The sequence below is a fragment of the Streptomyces uncialis genome, from assembly GCF_001905345.1.
Lineage (GTDB): Bacteria > Actinomycetota > Actinomycetes > Streptomycetales > Streptomycetaceae > Streptomyces > Streptomyces uncialis.
This window is the reverse complement of sequence record NZ_LFBV01000003.1, coordinates 177,863-195,528: the sequence shown is the minus strand read 5'-3', so window position 1 is coordinate 195,528 and position 17,666 is coordinate 177,863. Positions and strand designations below refer to the sequence as shown.

16 protein-coding genes and 1 pseudogene are annotated in these 17,666 nt (G+C 70.1%); 11 read left to right on the top strand and 6 right to left on the bottom strand.

The genetic code is table 11. From position 1 onward, the window contains the following. Window positions 1-77: 77 nt before the first annotated feature. From AB852_RS14985 to AB852_RS14975, 3 genes are all read right to left on the bottom strand, one after another. Complete coding sequence (locus AB852_RS14985) at window positions 78-788, bottom strand: ABC transporter ATP-binding protein (RefSeq protein ID WP_073788221.1); 711 nt, start codon at window positions 786-788, stop codon at window positions 78-80. Window positions 789-884: 96 nt separating this feature from the next. After that, window positions 885-1,223: a hypothetical protein gene (locus AB852_RS14980; RefSeq protein ID WP_143201234.1), complete on the bottom strand. Its 339-nt coding sequence runs from the start codon at window positions 1,221-1,223 to the stop codon at window positions 885-887. A 234-nt stretch (window positions 1,224-1,457) separates the two neighbouring features. Beyond that, a complete protein-coding gene (locus tag AB852_RS14975; RefSeq protein ID WP_073788216.1) occupies window positions 1,458-1,970 on the bottom strand; it encodes a transposase in 513 nt (170 codons plus the stop codon). A gap of 196 nt (window positions 1,971-2,166) precedes the next feature. Between AB852_RS14975 and AB852_RS14970 the strand changes: the two are divergent. Then, window positions 2,167-2,425: pseudogene (locus tag AB852_RS14970) on the top strand (IS5/IS1182 family transposase); the annotation flags it as partial. A gap of 63 nt (window positions 2,426-2,488) precedes the next feature. On the opposite strand, the gene AB852_RS14965 reads toward AB852_RS14970, so the two are convergent. Beyond that, the gene (locus AB852_RS14965) at window positions 2,489-3,103 is read right to left on the bottom strand and encodes a flavin reductase family protein (protein WP_073788214.1); all 615 of its coding nucleotides are present in this window, start codon (window positions 3,101-3,103) and stop codon (window positions 2,489-2,491) included. Between the two features lie 65 nt (window positions 3,104-3,168). On the opposite strand from AB852_RS14965, the gene AB852_RS14960 reads away from it, so the two are divergent. From AB852_RS14960 to AB852_RS14925, 8 genes are all read left to right on the top strand, one after another. Further along, window positions 3,169-3,867, top strand: a complete 699-nt coding sequence (locus tag AB852_RS14960; RefSeq protein ID WP_073788212.1) for an ArsR/SmtB family transcription factor — start codon at window positions 3,169-3,171, stop codon at window positions 3,865-3,867. A 283-nt stretch (window positions 3,868-4,150) separates the two neighbouring features. Beyond that, on the top strand, window positions 4,151-4,765 hold the full coding sequence (locus AB852_RS14955) for a winged helix-turn-helix domain-containing protein (RefSeq protein WP_073788210.1): 615 nt from the start codon (window positions 4,151-4,153) through the stop codon (window positions 4,763-4,765). A gap of 254 nt (window positions 4,766-5,019) precedes the next feature. Continuing rightward, a complete protein-coding gene (locus AB852_RS14950; RefSeq protein WP_073788208.1) occupies window positions 5,020-5,571 on the top strand; it encodes a dihydrofolate reductase family protein in 552 nt (183 codons plus the stop codon). 115 nt (window positions 5,572-5,686) lie between these two features. Next, the gene (locus AB852_RS14945; protein ID WP_073788206.1) at window positions 5,687-6,442 is read left to right on the top strand and encodes an SRPBCC family protein; all 756 of its coding nucleotides are present in this window, start codon (window positions 5,687-5,689) and stop codon (window positions 6,440-6,442) included. 362 nt (window positions 6,443-6,804) lie between these two features. Then, entirely contained in the window at window positions 6,805-7,404 is a 600-nt protein-coding gene (locus tag AB852_RS14940; protein WP_073788204.1) for a choice-of-anchor C family protein, read from the top strand. 213 nt (window positions 7,405-7,617) lie between these two features. Beyond that, window positions 7,618-8,325 carry an NUDIX domain-containing protein gene (locus tag AB852_RS14935; protein WP_073788201.1) on the top strand — a complete coding sequence of 236 codons (708 nt, stop codon included), beginning with the start codon at window positions 7,618-7,620 and terminating at the stop codon, window positions 8,323-8,325. Window positions 8,326-8,568: 243 nt separating this feature from the next. Next, entirely contained in the window at window positions 8,569-9,888 is a 1,320-nt protein-coding gene (locus tag AB852_RS40230; RefSeq protein ID WP_245876788.1) for a hypothetical protein, read from the top strand. 310 nt (window positions 9,889-10,198) lie between these two features. Continuing rightward, window positions 10,199-11,353 (top strand): alkaline phosphatase PhoX, encoded by a 1,155-nt coding sequence (locus AB852_RS14925; protein ID WP_073788199.1) that lies wholly within the window; start codon window positions 10,199-10,201, stop codon window positions 11,351-11,353. A gap of 91 nt (window positions 11,354-11,444) precedes the next feature. Here AB852_RS14925 and AB852_RS14920 read toward each other — a convergent pair whose 3' ends face one another. Continuing rightward, the gene (locus AB852_RS14920; RefSeq protein WP_073788197.1) at window positions 11,445-12,215 is read right to left on the bottom strand and encodes a YqjF family protein; all 771 of its coding nucleotides are present in this window, start codon (window positions 12,213-12,215) and stop codon (window positions 11,445-11,447) included. A 43-nt stretch (window positions 12,216-12,258) separates the two neighbouring features. After that, window positions 12,259-12,726: a nuclear transport factor 2 family protein gene (locus AB852_RS14915; RefSeq protein WP_073788195.1), complete on the bottom strand. Its 468-nt coding sequence runs from the start codon at window positions 12,724-12,726 to the stop codon at window positions 12,259-12,261. Between the two features lie 1,488 nt (window positions 12,727-14,214). Here AB852_RS14915 and AB852_RS14905 point away from each other — a divergent pair. Continuing rightward, window positions 14,215-15,432, top strand: coding sequence for a glycosyltransferase (locus AB852_RS14905; protein WP_073788191.1), 1,218 nt, complete (start codon window positions 14,215-14,217; stop codon window positions 15,430-15,432). A 449-nt stretch (window positions 15,433-15,881) separates the two neighbouring features. Then, a complete protein-coding gene (locus AB852_RS14900; protein WP_079184699.1) occupies window positions 15,882-17,534 on the top strand; it encodes an MDR family MFS transporter in 1,653 nt (550 codons plus the stop codon). Window positions 17,535-17,666: the final 132 nt, after the last annotated feature.

The following is a 17,666-nucleotide window of genomic DNA, read 5'->3' as shown; positions in this document are numbered from 1 at the left end:
AGCCGCACTCCGCCCGATGCGTAGCAGTGACGACACAGTTCCCAGCGGAGCTTGGTTACGCTTCTTCCGTCTGGTGCTCATGCCGTGCCGCCCGCGTGCTCCGCCACGTGAAAGGCCCCTTGACGCAGCACCACATGTCTGTCGGCTTGGCCAGCGATGGAGGCGTCATGCGTGACCACGAGCAAGCCGCAGTTCCACCGCTTGGGCAGCGAGAACAGCAGCGTGGCCACGCTGTCGCGGTTCTCCTCGTCGAGAGCGCCAGTGGGCTCGTCGGCGAGCAGCAACGCCGGCTCGTTGATCAGTGCCCGGGCGACAGCGACTCGTTGTCGCTCCCCACCGGACAGGTCGGTTGTTGCAGTACTGAGTGCTCCTGAGACGGCGAGTTCGTCGAGAAGTTCCTCGGCACGTGAAAACGCCTCACCGCGCTTGCGCCCGGCAAGCAGCGCGGCGAGGGCGACATTCTCAACCGGGGACAGTTCGGGTAGCAGCTCAGCGAACTGGAACACCATGCCGATGGAGTCACGGCGATGCTTGGCAAGTTGCCCGGGCCGCATACGGGTGATCTCCTTTCCTGCAATTTCAATTCGGCCCGATTTCGGCTGAAGTAGACCCAAAAGGCACATTAATAGAGTTGACTTGCCGCTACCGGATGGACCCGTTACTGCCACAGATTGTCCAGATTCAACCGTCAGGGTTGCGCCATCCAGGAGGGTGCGGCCAGGTATTTCATAACGCAGTCCGGTCGCGGAAAGCGCAGAATTGGCGACGGGTGGCAGGATGGGGGCCATGCGTTCCTTCAGGCTTAGAGTTTGCAGCGCCTGGATCGCCTCCCTTCCAAGGGGGGGGCGATCCAGCCGCTTCAGTATCCGGCTTGTCAGCGCAGCTCAGTAGTTCCAGGATCCATAGCGGTCCGCGCCGCCGATCTGCTGTTCGCGGACGCGCAGCTTCATCACGCTGCTGCCGTCACCGCTGGAAGCGCAGGTGTGCACCCCTGTCTGGTTCCACTTGGTCAGCAAGGTGCCTGGGTTCGCGGACCGGTAGTACTGACCTGCAACCGCATGGGCGTCGGCATCGCTATCGCATACCTCGACGAGAGTCCGGGCGTACCACGTCCGAGCGGTCCCCGCGCCACCGAGCGACGCGTGGATCTCGGCTGCGGAAGCCGGAACCGCTATCGCCGCGACACTCGCCCCAACCAGTGCCGTCATTGCCACAGCCTTCATGCGCATGTAAATCTATTCCCCTCCCGAATAGAGCGACGCCGACCGATGAAGGCGCGGCTTCGCAATGTCGAGTTGTAGATTACACAAACGAGAGGGAAGGTCAACTTTACGTAATCGGCCACAGGGGTTTGCCCGACCGAATGTATAGTGTCCGGCTTGACTCTCTAGCGGGTTTCCCGGTATGGGATGATTGAGGGGTTGTCGCCTTGTGTGGTATTTACTCATGTTGGGCGCTTATTGATCACGTGTCATGTTGATCAGAAACTCATGAAGGTCACTCATCGATGATGTGCCGGACGTGCCGACCGCCGAAGTATCCGTGCAAGAGGTGGGGTTGCCGTTGTCGACAGTGGAAGAACCGGCCGGTTCCGGCGGCGAGTTCAAGTCTGATTCTGGCGCCTGGTAGGCGCGAGGCAGGCTGCGTTTAAGGTCGGCGTTGACTATTTTATCCGGGTTCAGTTCGAGTGAGTACGAAGGCGCCAAGTGTAGTTCGACCCCGGTCTTTGCGGTCGGCGAGCACGTCCGGATGGTCTTCGAGCGGCGGGCCGAGTGGCGGTCGACAATCGTGTGGACCTTGTGGTCGAAGTGCCCGACGAGCCAGGCGAGAAAGCGGCACATGACCTTCGCGTCGAACGCCTCGGTGAAGACCATGGAGAACGGTGTGACGATCGGGATGTTCGCGAGGACATCGGGCGCCAGGACTGGCAGATGGCGCTCGGCCTTCTCACCGAGTTCGGGGATGTCCATCCGAAGGTTGGCCGGGACTCGCCCTGCTGGAGACCTCCGGGCTGCTCCTGGGTCTGCCCGCAGCTCTGATCGCGCCGCCGAGCAGGTGGTGCTCGCAGTCGCTCTCGACGAAGAGCCGGCTGGCGACGATGACGGCGAGCATTTCCAGGAACAGTGACCGGGCCTGGAAGGTGAACACGTTCGGGCCGCCGCAGTGGCGGACCGTGGCTACGACTTCGACACGTACCGCCGCCTGCTGTGGAAGCGCGGTATCGGACCCATGACCGCCCGACACGGCGTCGCCCACGGCTCCGGACCGGGCAGAGTGCGATGGGTGGCCGAGCGCGCCTTCACCCGGCTCCACCAGTTTCAAACGGCTCCGTATCCGACACGAGCGACCTGCCGATCTCCACCAGGGCCTGCCCGGACCGGCCTGCAGCCTCATATGCCTCCACCGACTCCGAACCCCACTCTGAAACGATCAGCAAGGGGGAGTGCGGCCGTACCCGCCCCTGCGGCCGTACTCGTACCCGGCCCCGTCATCGGGCCGCCCGCGCGGTCTGCGACCGGGCGCTGTGCCCGAGTTCATGGCCGAGCCCGAAGTAGTGACGGAAGTTGTACACGAGCGGGCTCCAGCGCGCGGGGTCGATGTGATGGGTGGCGGGGACGGTGATGTCCGGTGCCGCGTGGACCCGCAGCACACGGGTCTCGACGATCAGGAACTCCTTGCCGCTGTCGGGGCGTACCTCCTCCGCGACCGTCTCGAACTGGAGCGGGCACTGGGCGACGCGCGGCGGCGCGATGAGTTCGGACGGCACCGCGGTGAGACCGGACGCGGCGAACTTGGCGGGCTCGTGCACGACCGGGCCGCGGGGATCGCCCGGCCGCGGTCCACGGCCGGTGAGCCCGCCCAGCCGCTCGACCTGCCGCCACAGCTCCGGGCCGGGCAGGCTCAGGACCAGTTCCCGTCGGCCCGCGAGCAGATTGTGAGCGGTCTGCCCGTCCGGTCCCAGTCCCAGCACGATCACCTGGCCCAGAGCCCAGGCCGAGGAGATGGGTGCGAGGTTCGGCGAGCCGTCCTCGTTCTCGGTCGTGACAAGCACGACGGGGGTGCCGAAGTAGAGGATGCTCGGGTTGATCGTCTTCGTTTCCATGGCCAGGACCGTAGGCGGTGCACGGTTCGGTACCCGCCGAACCGACAGCGGCGGAAGATGGACGGATGGACACACGTGAGACCGGACAGGGGGTGGCCGCCGTGGCCGCTCTCCTCGCCGACCCGACCCGAGCGGTGTTCTGTCTGGCCCTGCTCGACGGACGGGCCTGGACCGCCGGTGAGCTGGCGCGTCACGCGGGCGTCGCGGCATCGACGGCCACCGGGCACCTCAATCTGCTCGTGACCGCCGGGCTGCTGGCCGAGCACCGCCAAGGCCGCCACCGCTACGTCGGACTGGCCGGTCCGAAGGCCGCGGAGCTCGTCGAATCCCTGGCGGCCCTCGCACCGGGGGACCGGGAGCCGCACCGCTCGCTGAACGCGGCCCGGCGTTCCCGTACCCTCGCCCGGGGCCGTACCTGTTACGACCACCTGGCGGGCATGCTCGGTGTGGCCGTCACCGACGCCCTCACCGAGCGCGGTTTCCTCGACGACCGTCATGGGCTAGCCCTCACGTCCCGGGGCCGTGACTGGCTCACCGGCCTCGGGATCGCCCTCGCCCCCACCCGCCGCCCCGCCGTCCGCACCTGTCTGGACTTCACCGAACGCCGCCCCCACCTCGCGGGTGCTGTCGGCGCCGCCCTGTGCCGCCACGCGTTCGACACCGGCTGGATCACCCGCGTCGGCACCACGCGCGCCGTGGCCCTCACCGAACAGGGCCATGACGAACTCCGCCGTCACCTCGGTCTGGACTTGGCCGCGGCCTGAGAACGGCTCCCGTCTGCGCGACCTCCGGCCCCACGGCGGGCTCTTCGACCGGTCGCTGCCCGGGCCCGCTCCGGACGCCCCTGCCTCCCCGGGCGTCTGCCCGGACCTGCCTCGACTCCGGCGTAGGTCGGCCGAACCCGGGCCGGGCCCGCCGTCACGACAGTCGTCCGTCCCTCCTGTCCGAAGCCCTCCTGTCCGAAGCCTTCGTGCGAATCCTCCCGTCCAACTCACCGACAAATTAATTTGTCTTGACAGTATTAAAGTTCGGTGTGAAGGTGGGGACATGTTCGAAGTAGCGGTGATCGAGGATGCGGCAGCGGCCGAGGCGTCGCTCGACCCCATGCGGGCCGGACTGCTGGCCGCGCTGGCGGCCGGGCCCGCATCGGCGTCGATGCTGGCGGCCCGGGTCGGGCTGGCCCGGCAGAAGGTCAACTACCACCTCAAGGCGCTTGAGCGGCACGGCCTGATCGAGCTGGTCGAGGAGCGGCGCAAGGGCAATGTCACCGAGCGCGTCATGCGGGCCACCGCCGAGTCCTTCGTGATCTCCCCAGTGGTCGCGGAAGGGGTGCGGCCCGACCCCGCGCGCTTCACCGACCAGCTGTCCGCACGCTGGCTGCTCGCCGTCGCCGCCCAGCTCGTGGGCGACGTCGGGGCGCTGATCACCGGCGCGACCAAGGCCCGCAAGCGCCTGGCGACATTCGCGATGGACGGACGGGTGCGCTTCGCCTCGGCGGCCGACCGTGCCGCGTTCGCCGAGGAAATGGCCGGTGCGGTCACCGCCCTGGTCGCCAAGTACCACACCGAGAGCGCCGAGGCCGGACGTGACCACCGTGTGGTGGTCGCCCTCCACCCGAGTGTCGCTCCGCCGGCGGACGGCACCAGCGCCGAGGATTCCTGACACGGCGCCCACAGCGGCAGCCGCCCCGACCGCCACGCCGTACGCGCGGCGAACAGCCCCGCGCACCCGGCCCGATCCGGAACCTGATCCGGTCCGCGACCCGAAACCGGCCCGGTCCGGAAGCGGAACCCGGACCGGTCAGGAACCGGAACCGGTCCGGCGAGAGCTTGCCCCGTCCCCCAGGGACGGACATCACCAGCACGACCGGCCGCGGAGAACCACCACGGCCGCGACGACCACCGAAGGAGCGCATGATGGGAACGATCAAGGTTCAGGAGTTCATCACCCTCGACGGAGTGATCGGCGCGCCGACCTGGACGATGGAGTACGGGTTCACCCCCGAGATGGGCGAGTCCATCGGCGGCTTCGTGGAGTCGTGCGTCGCGATCCTCCTCGGCCGCACCACCTACGAGGAGTTCGCCCCCGCTTGGGCCACCCGTTCCGTGGAGGACGACCCCGGCGCCCCGTTCATGAACGAGACCCCCAAGTACGTCGTCTCCTCCACCCTGGAACACGCCGACTGGAAGAACTCGACCGTCCTCGGCGGGTACGACGCCGACGCCATCCGCCGGTTGAAGGACAGCGTCGACGGAGGGATCTACGTCAGCGGCAGCGGCACCCTGGTCCGCGCGCTGCTCGCCGACGGCCTGGTCGACGAACTCCACCTGATCGTCTACCCCGTCACGCTCGGCACCGGCCCCCGGCTCTTCCCCGAGGGCGCACCGAAGTCGTCACTGAAACTCGCCGGGAGCCGCGCCTTCGGCAACGGAGTGCTGCACCTGACCTACAACCCCGCCACACGCTGACCGCCACCGCGCCGCACCGCCCGGAACCGCGCACCGCCCGGGAGTGCCTGGGCGTGGCCTCCGCCACCCGCGCGGCACGCCACCACGCACCCGACGAAGAACGAGAGATCCCCCGATGCCGCACCCCTTCGAGCTGCGCAAAGAGATCACCCTGGACGCGACACCCGAAGAGGTCTGGGACGCGATCGCGACCGGTCCGGGAATCGACTCCTGGTTCATGGGCCGCAACGAGGTGACGCCGGGCGAGGGCGGCCGGAACGGTATGGACCTGGGCGGTCATGTCCAGGAGTCCACCGTCACCGCGTGGCAGCCGCCCCTGCGCTTCGCGCACCGCTCGGCCGAGGCCGACGACGGTTCGTTCATGGCCATGGAGTTCCTGGTCGAGGGCCGTGACCAGGGCAGCACCGTACTGCGGCTCGTGCAGAGCGGTGTGCTGGGTGACGACTGGGAGACGGAGTACGAGGCCATGGCCGTCGGATGGGACATGTACCTCCACACCCTGGCCGCCTACCTCACCCACTTCCCCGGCCGGACCGCGGCACCCGTGGGCGCCTTCCGCCCGGGAGCCGCCGCACCCGAACGGGCCTGGGCGGTCCTCAAGGAGGCGCTCGGCCTGCCCGACCGCCTCACCGAGGGCGACGCGGTCCGGCTGGCCGTCCCGGGCGGCGCGCCGGTCGAGGGCGTCGTCGACTACCTGGCCGCACCGGCCTTCCTGGGCGTACGCACCGCCGACGGGCTCTACCGCTTCATCCACTCCGGACCGGACCGCGGCAACGTCATCGTGCTGGGCCACCACGTCTTCGAAGCGGACGCGGCCGACGGGCGGATCGAGCGGTCCTGGAGGGACTGGCTCGCCGGGCTGACCTTCTAGGACCGTCCGCGGCGGCTGCGTCAGGACCACGTGCTGTCGGTGTGCGGGGCCGGGCGGACCCTGGGCGGATCGGGTGGTCCGGGGCTTGGGGCGCGCGCCTTCACACACGCGCCGGACACCGGTACCTCGCTCGGGGTCGCCCGCCCCGGGGCGCCCCCGAACCATGTACGGGAGGCCCCACGATGCCTCCGTGGGCCACCCGTGCCGCCCCAATCAGCTTGTTGGAGTGCGGTGGTGCGCCCGCGGACCACGCGCCCTTGCCCGGCACCCCCGCGCGCCGGGGCGCAAGCCTTCTCACCCCTTCCGGCCTGCCGGAATGCTGATGCCGCTGGACACGGAACCCCCTACTTCAGGAGGCAGACATGGCAGTCGCACGCTACTTGGTCGTCGCCGTCGCCGCGGCAGGACTTCTCGCGACCGGTCCGGGGATGGCATCGGCCGCTCCGTCGGCGGTGGCCGTGAGCCGGTTCGACGACGGCAGCTTCGAGTACCCCACCGCGCCGGCGAACTCGTTCACGACCGTCACCGCCGGGCAGTCGATCGGGCCGTGGAAGGTGAGCGCCGGCGGGGTGGACCTGATCGGCGCCGGGTTCTGGCAGGCCGCCGAGGGCGACCAGTCCGTCGACCTCAACGCCACCCAGCCGGGCGCGGTCGCACAGACCTTCACCACCGTGGTGGGACGTACGTACACGGTCACCTACGCGCTGGCGGCGAACCCGGAGGGCGGTGCCGCGGTGAAGACCGGCAAGGTCCTGGTCGACGGGCAGAACTTCCAGGACTTCTCCTTCGACTCCACCGGGAAGACGCGCGCCGCGATGGGCTATGTGCAACGGCAGGTCACGTTCGTGGCAAACGCGCCGACGACGACCCTCGGGTTCGCCAGCACCCTTCCCGGTGCGTACGGACCCGTCATCGACGATGTCCGCGTCACCGCGTCCTCTCCCTGCTCCTGCAACCCCTGACGGCCCGGTCGTCCTGACCTGGCCTGACGTGACCTGATCCGACCCATGCCCGCCCCGGACGCACACCGACGGTGTACGACCCGGGGCGGGACAGCGGGACAGCGGGACAGCGGGACAGCGGCACAGCGAGGCGGCGGGACAGCGGGCGGGGCGCATTCCACGCCGCCGCACCTGCTCGCCGAAGCTCGCGCACCAGGCCGCTAACCTTCCCGGATGGCTGACGTCCCCCTCACGGTCAACCCCCTGTTCGACGGCACCGGCCTCGTCCTCGCGAAGGACCCGGACGAGGCCGGGACGTACCGCTTCCCCCGCCACGACCAGGCGCCGGACGGCACCTGGCGCTCGCTGACCCTGGCCGAGGCACGCCACGCACGTATCCGGCCGGTAGGCACCGCCGAGACGGTCCTGAGGGACTGGACGACACGCGGTCCGGTGCGACGGCCGGTTCCCTGGGTCGACCCGGCGGCCGACGAACCGGTGCGGGTCCGGGCCGGTGCGGTGGTGATCCGCGACGAGCACATCCTGCTCATCGGCTTCGAGGAGGACGGACAGCCGTTCTACGAGATACCCGGCGGCGGGGTTGAGGACGGTGAACCCTTGCACCGCGCGGTGGTCCGCGAACTGCGGGAGGAGTCCGGCCTGAGCGGGGACGTGGTCCGGGAAGTGGCCCGGGTCTGGAAGGAACGACGCCGCGAGCACTACTTCCTCCTGGAAGCCGAAGGAGAGCTCGGCGCCCGCGAAACACTCGACAACCACGGCGGCACCCCCGTGTGGATCCCGGTCCGCCAACTGCCCGTCACCCCCGTCTGGCCGCGGCGGCTCGCCTGGCGGATCACCCACTGGCACACGACGGGCTGGCCGTCCCACCCGGCCGAACTCGCCGACAGCATCCACGACCTGCGAGCCGGGTGCACCTGGTGAGCCGCGCCTTCGGCCGCCGTTGCGCGAGCGGCTGACGCTGAGCCATCGCGTCCGCCCACGTGCCCGTTCAACCCGCCCCCGGTGGACCCCGTCCACCCCACCCCACCCCACCGGCATCGGCATTGGCCGGCACGGCGAGTGGCCCGTGCGCTCATGCCCCCTTCGGTCCTTCGGTGGGTCGGTCCATCGACCTGGTGATCCGGCGACCCGGCGATGTCAGTGGTCGTCCCTAAGCTGCTTGGCGTGGTCCGTTCCCGGGAGCGAGTGGGGGTCGTGGTGCGCAGGCCGGTCGAGGGCAATGTTGAGGTTCATTACAGTCAGATCTATGTCGAGAGCGATCCGGACGGCGTTTTCCCGGAACTCGCGGAAGCGCTCGGCGGACAACGCAACGGGTTGTGCGGGGCGGCGACCCCCGGTCTGCTGTGGCTGATCACCGGCCTGCACACCGGCAGTGTCGTCTTCACCGTGGAGGTGCACGACCAGGCCCCGCCGCTGGACGACGGGTGGGAGGAGATCGTGGAGGTCTCCTTCCGGCCCGCCTCCACCAGCACCGCACTCGTGGAGTGGGGAGGCGGGGGCTCCTGGGACCTGGGCCTGGACGAGATCGACCACCGGGTCCGGTACTGCGCCACACGCATGGACGAGGGGAAGCAGCACGACACCCGGTTCCCCGAGGAGGCCGAACTGGACCGCTATCTGTTGCAGTTCTGGCCGGCACCGCCCGGTCCGGACCGCGTCCTGAAGCAGACCTCGGAGGTCGCCGCCTACTGGCACGACTACGCCCAGGAGCAGCCGCCCCCGCCGACCCCGGCCGAACGTGCCGAAGCCGCGCGCCTCGCCCGGCTCGCGGAAGCAGAAGCAGAGAGGCGGCAAAAGCTCGCCTACGAACTGTGGAAATGGGGAGGGAAGTTGCCGAGCCCGGCGCTCAGCGCCGTCGGCGGCAATGTGCGCGGTCTGCTCCGCTTCGACCCGGCCCTTGTCCACGCTCTCGACGCCGCGGGCTCCGCAACCCAGCGTCAGGTGGCCGTGCTGGCGGCGCGCCGCGCGTGCGAAGCGGCCGGACTGACCGCGCTGGACCCGGTCGCCGCCGCACTCACGGACCTCGCCGAAGGGCGTCCACTGCCGCCGCCCTTCAACGACCCGGACCGTGCGTGGCGGGTTCTGGAGTCCGACCCGCGCTTCCCCGACAGGACCGTGGCCGAGGCTGTCCCGCCCGAGCGGCCTCCCTTCGAGCCACCCGCCCGGGACGGCGTGGACGCCCCGGTCTCACAGCCCTCGCCGGTGGTGCATCTCGTGGGCCCCGCGGCGATGGTGGCGCATCCGGACTACCCGTCGCCCACCGGAGCGACGATGTACGCGCTGACCACGGTCGGCCGGCCCGTCCGGCCGCCCCGCATGTCCCAGCCGCACATGGCCGTCCCCGCCCTGTTCGGTGCCGCCGGGTCCGACCCGCTCCGGGCCGCCCTCGATTCGGTGTTCGCGGCCGTGGTCACCTACGGCGAGGACTATCCGGCACTTCTGCGGGAGATCCGGTCCGCCTGCCAGGAGTATCCGCAGGCGTAGACATCCCGCCGCTGCCCCGGCCGTCGGCGTGGACCGGGTCGGACCGGCGGACCCGGTCCGACCCGGTCCGACCCCGGGATGTCCCCCGGCGGGCCGGCCGGGCGTCACCCCAGGGAGCCCCGGCTCGTTGCACCGGTATGGCCTACTCCGTACCGGGCGCCCGGCCGCAGACGGCCATGCCCGTGCCCGACCGGCACGCGACATCCGGCGTTGGCCCCGCGGCCATGGGCGACGCGTATGTTCCCTGGTCGTGCGATCCCGCCCCGTCGACCGGTGGTCCGGGCCGGTCACCAGCCCCCTGGAGTGATTCATGGAACGTCGCACCTTCCTCCGCACGGCGGTCATCGGTACCTCGACAGCGGCGTTCGGCGGCTCCCTGTGGCGCGGTGCGGCGCTCGCCGATCCCGCGCGGCCCGGCCCGGGCCCGTACGGCACGCTGCGGCCGGCCGACGCCAACGGCATCGCCCTGCCGGGCGGGTTCACCAGCCGGGTCGTCGCCCGTTCCGGCCAGAAGGTCGGCTCCACCCCGTACACCTGGCACGACGCGCCCGACGGCGGCGCGTGCTACGCCGACGGCACGGGATGGATCTATGTCTCCAACGCGGAGGTCACCCCGGGCGGAGCCGGTGCGCTGCGGTTCGCCCCGACGGGGGCGATCACCGGCGCGTACCGCATCCTGTCGGACACCCGGCAGAACTGCGCGGGCGGGAGGAAGCCGTGGAACACCTGGCTGTCCTGCGAGGAGGTGAGCCGGGGCTACGTCCATGAAGCGGACCCCTGGGGCACGGCCCCGGCCGTACGGCGCGACGCGATGGGCCGGTTCAAGCACGAGGCCGCCGCGGCCGACCCCGTGCGCGAGGCGGTCTATCTGACCGAGGACGAGTCGAACGGCTGCCTCTACCGTTTCCTCCCCACCACCTGGGGCGACCTGTCCTCCGGCAGGCTCCAGGTGCTCACCGCCGGAGCCGCCGTCTCCGGCAGCTTCGGCTGGGCGGACGTCCCGGACCCCGGCGGCTCACCGACCGTGACCCGCGACCAGGTGCCGGGTGCGAAGAGGTTCGACGGAGGCGAGGGCTGCCACTACGCCGACGACAAGGTCTGGTTCACCACCAAGGGCGACAACCGGGTCTGGCAGCTGAACCTCACGAGCGACACCTACGAACTGGCCTACGACGACTCGCTGGTCAGCGGGGGCGCTCCACTGACCGGGGTCGACAACGTCACCGGCTCCTCGTCCGGTGACCTGTTCGTCGCCGAGGACGGCGGCACCATGGACATCTGTGTGATCACACCGGCCGGGACGGTCGCGCCCTTCCTGCGGATCGACGGCCAGTCGTCGTCGGAGATCACCGGACCGGCCTTCTCACCGGACGGCTCACGGCTGTACTTCTCCAGCCAGCGCGGCACGAGCGGTTCGTCGTCCGGCGGCATCACCTACGAGGTGACCGGCCCCTTCCGCACCTGATCGCACCCTCGCCGCCCGGACCGTGCCCCACCCGTGCTGGTGCAGTCCGGCGGACGGCGTCCGCGCCGACTCCACTGCCGCGCCCGGCTGTTCACCGAGCCCGGGCCCGGCCCCCGCTCCGGTGCGCGGGCGCGCCGAGACGGACCGGGACTCCCGGTGAGTACAGGACGCTGACCGGCTCCGCGTGCCGCGGCGGCAGCCCCGCCGCCGCGACGAGTCCGTCCTGGCATTCCAGGAGTTCCGCCCGGTACAGCGGCCAGCGCGGGTGGTCGTTGGGCAGATAGGCGACGCCGCGAGGGAAGGCGTTGTGCATGCCCCACCGGGCGGTGAGGAAGTGTTCGAGTTCTGTCGGCTCGCCGACGCGTCCGCCCTTGCGTATGACGACCCGGCTGCTGACGCCGCGCGGCGCGGGCCAGCGCCGGGACGTGGTGTAGGCGACGGTGTCACCTTCGGCGCGAACGGACATACGGGACCACATGTACGGCAGCCGGAACCCGGCCCGCCCCATGACCACCGGTACGAGCCGGGCGGCGTCCATCGAGCGGAACACCACGCCGCGCCTCCCCTCGGCGTCGACCGAGTAGAGGCGCACGTTCGTTTCCGGGAAGGCGCCGAAGTAGGGGACACCCGGCAGCCGGAACCAGCCGACCCGGTGCATCCGGAAGGCCACGAGGCCGACGTACGTGGTCCCCTGGAACGTGTCGGGCACGGTCCCGGCCGGCAGCAGTCCCGCCACGCGGTCCGGGTCCACGGCCCAGTGGACGAAGGCGAGGTCCAGCCACCACTGGGTGAGCAGTGGCCGTGCGATCGCCGTGGTGGCGTCCGGGCTGACGGGCTCCGGGCGGTCTTCTGTGCTCGACATGACGCCAGCATCGCAGCGTGGCCCACGCCGGCCGGGCGGGGGCCTACCGCAGAGGGATGCCGTGTCCGGGGCCGCGCTCATGCTCGGGCCTGGGGCCCGAGTAGCGCCGGTCGGACTCGGCGATGACCGTGTCGTTGATGCTGGCCTCGCGGCGGGTCATGAGTCCGCGCTCGTCGAACTCCCACAACTCATTGCCGTAGCTGCGGTACCACTGGTCCTCGGTGTCGTGCCATTCGTACTGGAACCGGACGGCGATCCGGTTCCCGCCGAACGACCACAGGCTCTTGCGCAGTACGTAGTCGAGTTCGCGTTCCCACTTGGCGGTGAGGAAGGTGATGATCTGCTCGCGGCCCGTGAGGAAGACGTCCCGGTTCCGCCAGACGGAATCCTCGGAGTAGGCGAGGGCGACCTTGTGCGGATCGCGGGTGTTCCACGCGTCCTCGGCGGCCTGGACCTTGGCGATGGCGCTGTCGGCGTCGAACGGCGGCAGCGGTGGACGGGCCTCGGACATGCTGATGATCCTTCCGGGAGTCGGGAGTCGGGAGTCGGGAGTCGGGAGTCGGGAGTCGGGAGTCGGGTCAGGGGACGGCTCGCGCGCGGTGCCGACGTACGGCGTCACGGTTGGCGCAACGCCGGCCACAGTAACGCTGCCGTCCGGGGACCAGGGCGCGCCCCTCTACCGGGAGCTCGGATTCACCGATCGCCCGGACCCCGCGCTGTACTGGCGCCCGTGACCGCCCCGTTCCCGTACGCGCTCCAAGGCGTAACGGTGCGGACCGCGGATGGTGTCCGGATGGCCGTAGCGGCGAGAGGGGGCGCTTCTCCCGGTGCGGGACGGTGGGCTGTTCGTGCGGGGGCGCGTTCATCATGCGATATGCTTCATGTGTGTTCGCCGCCGTGACAAGCGGTGGCGGGACATGCGTTGGTGGTCCAAGGAAAGACACCCCACTTCCCGTGGGGGGATGTAGGTGCAAGGCCTGCCCAGCGCTCGATCAAGACCCGGTCTCCTTCAGGGAGACCGGGTCTTTTGATGTGTGCCGAATAGGGAGTGGGCTACCGGCGGTCGGTGCCGAACGGGCCGCGCCGAATACCTCGCGTCCCCACCGGTCTTCCTTCGCCGCCGCGAAAGGGCCGACGAAGCGCGGTGTCGCTTTCTGCACGGACATCGCGGATGTCGGCACAGCTCTGCGCGGTGAGAAAGAGCTCACCGGTGATTCCGGCGAGCTGAACGTCAGGTCCCCCGCAGTCATCACGCAGGTCACGTATCCCGTGGGGCGAGCGAGCGAGCGGGGCGCCGGGGCCGCGGGGTGAATCCAGTGATCCCGATGTCCTCGCCACCGTCCTCGTGGAGAAGCTCGGGGCCGCTCCTGGGAGTCACGACGCCGCTGTGACGAGTGCTTCTTTTGAGCCGAAGTCGCCGTGTGTCAGGGGCTCTTCAGGGCCCGCGCTCCCGGTGATGCCGCACGCCGTGGTGCCGTCGCGGCTGTACCGTGCGGTATACGGGGTGCCATAGCCCGCAGAAGCGGTGCGGGTGCCCGCCGTATCGCGTTCATGGGCAAACGAAGGGCATTTTCTCCCTGCGCCGACCCGCCCGGCCTGTTCCTCCGCCCTGCCTCCGTATGCCTCATACCGCACGTCCTGCGGGTACGGCTTTCAGCTGTCCAAAATTCATCGCACGATGAAATCAACCGTTGACCTGCCCGTGAGTCGACCACAATTATTCATTTGCGGCAGGGAATCGCAGGCTCCCCCCGGCTGCGTACAGCCGGACAACGGCGTCCGGCTCCTTCCCGCCCGCCCCGCCGGCCTCTCGCCGGGCCAATGGAGCGTGCGACGAAGGCGGTTGACGGTACGGCCACCGTCAAGGGAGCCCTGCTCCGGGGCGACGTCGCGGTTCAGTCGGCACCTGCCCGCCGCCGGGCCCGGCGCAGGCGGTGACCTTCCGCGGCGGCCCCGAACGGACTTCGCGCCAGCAGAGCCCATCGGAAAGGCATCATTCGTGCGCATACTGTTCACCACCCTCGGCAGCCCCTCGCACGGGCGCGCCCAACTGCCGCTCGCCAGGGCGCTCGCCGCCGCGGGCCATGAGGTGCTCGCGGCCACCACCCCGCCCATCGGCTCGGTCTTCGAGCACGACGACGTCCGGGTGACGACCCCCATCGACGACGTCATGCCGGGCGCCGATGTGATGCCCGAGCTGGTGGAGATCGCCGGGCGGACGGATCTGGACGAGAAGGAACGGAACGATCTGACCTTGCAGGTCATGTCCCGGTCGGTGGCCGGCGGCATGGCACGTGAACTCCTCGGCTCCCTGCTCCCCGTGGCACAGGACTTCCAGCCGGACCTGATCCTCCGCGACGGCATGGACCTCGCCAGTGTGCTGATGGGTGAGAAGCTCGGCATCCCCCAGCTGCCCACCCCGTCAGGGACCAGCAACTCCCTCGACCCGGCCGACCTGCTTCCGCATCTGAACGTCCTGCGGGAGGAACTCGGGCTGCCCACCCATGAGGACCCCCTGTCCGTCGTCCCGCGCGGCCGCATCGACTACGTGCCGCCGGAGCTCTCCTTCTCCAAGTATCTGCCGGCGTCGTGGTCGTACCGGCAGACGGTGAACGTGGACCGGGGTTCCGTGCTGCCGCGATGGGTCGCGGAACTGCCCACGGACCGCCCCCTGGTGTTCGCCGCCCTGGGCACCGCGCTCCCCATGTTCCAGGAGAGGCAGGGCAGCGAGGAGATGCCCGAGATGCCCTTCCGGATGCCGGACCCGAACGACTCGCTGCGGACGATCATCGAGGCGGTGTCACGTCTCGACGACTGCACTGCCATCGTCGCGACCATGGGCATCCCGGTGGACACCGACGGCCTGCCGTCGCATGTGCACGTCGCCGAGCGGCTGCCGCAGCCGCTGCTGCTGGAGGCCGTGGACCTCTTCCTGACCCATGGAGGGTTCAACAGCATCCGGGAGGCGCTGCGCACGGCCACACCCGTGGCGGTGCTGCCCCAGTTCGGGGACCAGCACAAGAACGCGCAGCGTATCCAGGAACTCGGCCTCGGCCGGAAGGTCACCGAATCCACACCGGGCGCCATCACCGGTACCTGCCGCGAGGTGCTGGCGGACAGCGCCATCGCCGCGCGGGCCCGTCGGGCCCGTATGTCGATGCTGGCACTGCCGGAGATCGAGAGCGCTGTCGCCGACCTGGAGAAGCTCGTCGGGTGACGCGTCCGTTCCGCGGCTGCCCGGACCCCGTACCGGGCCCCCGTACCGGGCGGCCGGGCGGCTGCGGAACCCCCTGTTCAACCCCCTGTTCAGCAACCCGGGTTCAGCAACCCGGGTTCAGCAACCCGGTTCAGCAACCCGGGTTCAGCAACCCGGGTTCACCAGTCCCATTTCAGTGGTCCGACAGCACGGTGCAAGCACGTGCGGCAGAGAAGGTTGCCAAGGATGTCCCCACCCTCCATGATCCCTGACGCCGTGAACCGTGCCGTGCACCTCGGCCGCCCGTACCGGCTGCCCGACCCGACGGGCGTGAACCGCGCCGCCCGCCGTGGCCGTCCACGCCGACTGCCGGTTACGACGGTGCTCTCGGTTCCGACGGTGTACTCGGCACCGTCGAAGGGCTGGTGCGGCGCACAGCCGTCCGGCGCCATACGTCCGGGCACCACCGCGTGAGCCGGGGAGACGGCCCGGCCGCCCCGGACGCGACCCCACGCGACGCGAAGAGCGGCCCGCAGAGCGAGCAGGCCGCTCCGGCCCGGCTGACGCACCGGCAGATCGTCACCGTTCTCTCCGGCCTCATGCTCGGCATGTTCCTCGCCGCGCTCGACCAGATGGTCGTCTCGTCGGCGCTGCGCACCATCGCCGACGACCTCCACGGGCTGACCGCCCAGGCCTGGGTGACCACCGCCTACCTCGTGGCGGGCACCATCGCCACCCCGCTGTACGGGAAGCTCTCCGACATCCACGGCCGGCGGCCCGTCTATCTGTGGGCGATCGTCCTGTTCGCCGTCGGGTCGCTGCTGTGCGGATTCGCCACGTCCATCCACCAGCTCGCGGCCTTCCGGGCGGTGCAGGGAATCGGCGGCGGCGGACTGATGTCGCTCGCGATGACGATCATCGCCGACATCACCTCGCCGCGTGAACGCGGCCGCTACCAGGGCTACATCACGGCGGTCTTCGCCGGTTCCAGCGTAGCCGGGCCGTTGGTCGGGGGAGTGTTCGCGGAACGCTCCACGCTTCTCGGGCTCGACGGCTGGCGCTGGATCTTCCTGATCAACGTGCCGCTGGCGGCCCTGGCCGTCGTCGTGATCCTGCGCGTCCTTCGCATACCGCACAAGCCGGTGCGGCACCGGCTGGACCGCGGCGGGGCGGTGGCGCTGGCGGTCGGTATCGTCCCGCTGCTCCTCGTCGCCGAGCAGGGACGCGGCTGGGGCTGGGGCTCCCCCCGGGCGCTGACCCTGTGCGCGGTCGGCCTCGCAGGTCTGCTCGTCTTCGTCCTGGTCGAGCGGCGGATGGGGGACGCCGCCCTGCTGCCGCTGCGGCTGTTCCGCATCAAGGCGTTCCGCCTGGGGGCGGCCCTGCACTTCGTCGTCGGTATCCCGATGTTCGGCGCGATGGCGCTGCTTCCCCTGTACCTGCAACTCGCCCAGGGCATGACTCCCGTCAACGCGGGTCTCGCCTCCCTGCCCATCGTGGTGGCGAACGTGGTGGCGACCATCGCGGTCGGCCGGATGATGTCCCGGACGGGGAAGTTCAAGGTGCACCTGGTGGCGGGCATCGGCTCGCTCACCGCGGGCATGGCGGTGTTCGCGACGCTGAGGGAGGACAGCCCGCTCTGGTACGTCTCCATCGGCATGCTGTTCGTGGGAGCGGGACTCGGCGCGGCGATGCAGACGATCACCACGCTGGCCCAGTCCGACGTCCCCCCGGGGGACATGGGCGCGGCGACCGCGTCGGTCAACTTCTTCCGCTCGAACGGCGGCACGGTGGGCACCGCCATGTTCTTCTCGATCCTCTTCTCGCTGGCCGGCCCGCGTATCGGCGAAGGGCTGGCCGAGGCCCGTGAGGAACCGTCGTTCCGCCAACTGGAGGCCGAGCCCGCGAACGCCGGTGCGCTGGAAGGGGTCCTGCGGCCCGACGGCGGTCTCAACCTGGAGGACTCGGCCTTTCTTCGCACTGTCGACACCCAGGTCGCACAGCCCTTCCTCGACGGCTATGTCAGCGCGATGCAGGCGGTCTTCCTCACCGGGGCAGTCGTGGCGCTGCTCGCCTTCGTGATCGCGGCGTGGCGGGTGCCGGACACCACACTGTCCTCGGAGTGATGACGCCTTGTCTCCGGGAGCACGGGAGCACGAAAGCCGGGGGACAGGGACCCGGGAGCGCGGGACCCGGGAATTCCCGGGCATGTCGTCGGCGGGAGGGGGTACCCGCAGGGATGAGAAGAGTGCACCACG

Excerpts from the sequence above, each read along its gene's own strand:
- AB852_RS14975 (WP_073788216.1), bottom strand. The coding sequence starts at position 1,970 with ATGGACATCCCCGAACTCGGTGAGAAGGCCGAGCGCCATCTGCCAGTC.
- AB852_RS14965 (WP_073788214.1), bottom strand. The coding sequence starts at position 3,103 with ATGGAAACGAAGACGATCAACCCGAGCATCCTCTACTTCGGCACCCCC.
- AB852_RS14915 (WP_073788195.1), bottom strand. The coding sequence starts at position 12,726 with ATGTCCGAGGCCCGTCCACCGCTGCCGCCGTTCGACGCCGACAGCGCC.
- AB852_RS14985 (WP_073788221.1), bottom strand. The coding sequence starts at position 788 with ATGGCCCCCATCCTGCCACCCGTCGCCAATTCTGCGCTTTCCGCGACC.
- AB852_RS14935 (WP_073788201.1), top strand. The coding sequence starts at position 7,618 with ATGGCTGACGTCCCCCTCACGGTCAACCCCCTGTTCGACGGCACCGGC.
- AB852_RS14920 (WP_073788197.1), bottom strand. The coding sequence starts at position 12,215 with ATGTCGAGCACAGAAGACCGCCCGGAGCCCGTCAGCCCGGACGCCACC.
- AB852_RS14940 (WP_073788204.1), top strand. The coding sequence starts at position 6,805 with ATGGCAGTCGCACGCTACTTGGTCGTCGCCGTCGCCGCGGCAGGACTT.
- AB852_RS14925 (WP_073788199.1), top strand. The coding sequence starts at position 10,199 with ATGGAACGTCGCACCTTCCTCCGCACGGCGGTCATCGGTACCTCGACA.
- AB852_RS14960 (WP_073788212.1), top strand. The coding sequence starts at position 3,169 with ATGGACACACGTGAGACCGGACAGGGGGTGGCCGCCGTGGCCGCTCTC.
- AB852_RS14980 (WP_143201234.1), bottom strand. The coding sequence starts at position 1,223 with ATGAAGGCTGTGGCAATGACGGCACTGGTTGGGGCGAGTGTCGCGGCG.
- AB852_RS14950 (WP_073788208.1), top strand. The coding sequence starts at position 5,020 with ATGGGAACGATCAAGGTTCAGGAGTTCATCACCCTCGACGGAGTGATC.
- AB852_RS14945 (WP_073788206.1), top strand. The coding sequence starts at position 5,687 with ATGCCGCACCCCTTCGAGCTGCGCAAAGAGATCACCCTGGACGCGACA.
- AB852_RS14955 (WP_073788210.1), top strand. The coding sequence starts at position 4,151 with ATGTTCGAAGTAGCGGTGATCGAGGATGCGGCAGCGGCCGAGGCGTCG.